General features: G+C 43.2%; 3 protein-coding genes. All 3 read left to right on the top strand.

All coding sequences use genetic code 11. The annotated features are described in order from the left end of the window. Positions 1-889 (top strand): hypothetical protein (locus BWI44_RS14665; RefSeq protein ID WP_286814777.1); only part of this gene is annotated, 889 nt, incomplete at its 5' end. Positions 890-1013: 124 nt separating this feature from the next. After that, positions 1014-1301 (top strand): helix-turn-helix domain-containing protein, encoded by a 288-nt coding sequence (locus tag BWI44_RS14660; protein WP_005944327.1) that lies wholly within the window; start codon positions 1014-1016, stop codon positions 1299-1301. Between the two features lie 5 nt (positions 1302-1306). Further along, positions 1307-2380 carry an AAA family ATPase gene (locus BWI44_RS14655; protein ID WP_004323659.1) on the top strand — a complete coding sequence of 358 codons (1074 nt, stop codon included), beginning with the start codon at positions 1307-1309 and terminating at the stop codon, positions 2378-2380. Positions 2381-2449: the final 69 nt, after the last annotated feature.

The following is a 2449-nucleotide window of genomic DNA, read 5'->3' as shown; positions in this document are numbered from 1 at the left end:
CAATTTCAGAGAAATACAGAAGATATTAGATAGTTGTATAGCTCATGACTATAAAACTAAAGTAGATGCACTATTTTTAAAACGTGAATATTTGACGCAAGCCCAGCTAAAGGATTATTTGCGACAAGAAATTTTCCGTGTGACTGAAAATATTGTAGCCATCCAACAAAAATACCGTGTCGTGCGTAACATTGTATTGGACATGGATATTCCCGATTTTTTGTGGGAAAGTGGTTATTTTGAGGACTTGAATTCTGATGAAAGAAAAAAGTATATCGGTTTCCGCTGCTCTGATTTTGATATGGATGCATATTTGCATGAACCGTCCTGTTATGATGGGCGGCTTCCTTATTTGTCCATTATCGTTAATCTTGTCGTGCTTTCCAAATATTTGCGCTATCTGCAAGAACAGGAAAGCAATTACCATACAGATGCGGTTGCCATCCAAGAGCAAGCCTTGCCAAAAGAGAAAGAGGAAAGTGCAGATACTAATCCAACCAAGATTGTGGGCAAAAGCAATCCTTTCAAGTCCACGTTGAAAGCTAATGAAATCAAACTTCTGACCGACTGTGTGAATGAAGCGAATATGTTTACTACTACCGTCAGTGCCAAAATACTTACCGATTTTTTCAACTGCAAACTGAATGGGGTATTGAAAGTTAATAATACCCGTCTGTTAGCCTATCTTATGATGCAACTTAGCTGTTATAATTACATCGTTTATGAATGGCAGTCTGTCATAGCAAACAATAAACTGATATTGAAGAAGATAAAAGGTGAACCGCTTACACGTACTGACCTGTCGAGTGCGACAGACCAAGCGAAAAACATCTATCCGAAAGGATATGAAATCATAGACAAATACATCAAACAACTGCAAAAAGGTTGAGCATAGATTGAACGCTCAAACAAAGGTCAATTAGACTTCATTTTCAAGCTCTTAACTTTGCCCCCGTTAACAAAAAAACGAGGGTGCGCACCTTCATATTGTTTCACCTAAATTCCTAAACAATATGGAAAAAAATTTAGAGTTAAGAGTTTCCGAACTCGAAAAGATGTTGTTCCTTTCAAAGAACGTGCTTAGCTTCGATGAAGCGAGCAAGTTCTTGAACCTTTCTAAAAGTTACCTGTACAAGCTGACTTCGGGTAACTTGATACCCCATTACAAGCCGCAGGGCAAAATGCTTTATTTTGAGAAAGCGGAGTTGGAAGCATGGTTGCGTCAGAACCCGGTCAAGACGCAGGCGCAGATAGAGCAGGAAGCGCAGAAGTATATCCTTAACCGTCCTCTAAAGAAATAACGGCTATGGAAAATAGAAAAGCGACAGAAGCCGGGCAGGACATCACCATGCAGAAAGAGGATTTCGCAGCCCTTTGGAAAACCATTCATCTAAAGGTGACGGACACTTACGAAGTGCCGCCCGAAATACTCTGGGTGAACGGCTCTACCATTGGCACGTTGGGTAATTTCAGTGCATCCACGGGTAAAGCCAAGAGCAAAAAGACATTCAACATTTCCGCTATCGTTGCGGCAGCGTTGAAGAATGACGAGGTATTGAAGTATTCGGCATACCTGCCACCGAACAAACGGAAAATCCTCTATGTAGATACCGAGCAGAGCAAATACCATTGCCACAAGGTCATGGAGCGTATTTTGCGGCTTGCCGGACTGCCTACCGACAAGGACAGGGACGATTTTGTTTTCATCGTGCTAAGGGAGCAGACACCCGATAAGCGGAAACAGATTATCGGTTATATGCTTGAAAATATGCCCGATGTGGGGTTGCTCATCATTGACGGAATCCGTGACTTGATGTATGACATCAACAGCCCCAGCGAATCGACTGACCTAATCAACCTCTTGATGCGCTGGTCAAGCGGATATAACCTGCATATCCATACCGTACTGCATTTGAACAAGGGGGATGACAACACAAGGGGGCATATCGGTACGGAACTGAACAATAAGGCTGAAACCGTCCTGCAAATTACCAAAAGTACGCAGGACGGCAACATAAGCGAGGTAAAGGCGATGCACATACGTGACCGGGAGTTTGACCCGTTCGCATTCCGTATCAACGACAGCGCATTGCCCGAAGCCGTGGACGGTTATGTATTCAAGCAACCCAGCCAAGACAGGGGCTTTCCACTGGCAGAACTGACGGAGCAACAGCACAGGACAGCTTTGGAAAACGGTTTTGGCAAACAGGTCATATATGGTTACGAGAATGTCCTAAAGACCTTGAAACAGGGTTATGCAAGTATCGGCTACAAGCGTGGACGCAATATCCATGTGGATTTGAACAAGTTCCTTGTGAACAAGCGCATGATTGTGAAAGAGGGCAAGGGCTACCGCTATAATCCCGATTTCCATTATTAAAAGTCAGTTTGGTTTAGTCCGGGTGTATATATAAGAGGAACGGACTTACTATTTCCCTGTATCGGAACA

The organism is Bacteroides sp. Phil13 (genome assembly GCF_001940965.1).
Taxonomy (GTDB): Bacteria; Bacteroidota; Bacteroidia; order Bacteroidales; family Bacteroidaceae; genus Bacteroides; species Bacteroides intestinalis.
The sequence above is the reverse complement of the archived record's forward strand: the minus strand, read 5'-3'. Positions and strand labels throughout refer to the sequence as shown.

Excerpts from the sequence above, each read along its gene's own strand:
- BWI44_RS14660 (WP_005944327.1), top strand. The coding sequence starts at position 1,014 with ATGGAAAAAAATTTAGAGTTAAGAGTTTCCGAACTCGAAAAGATGTTG.
- BWI44_RS14655 (WP_004323659.1), top strand. The coding sequence starts at position 1,307 with ATGGAAAATAGAAAAGCGACAGAAGCCGGGCAGGACATCACCATGCAG.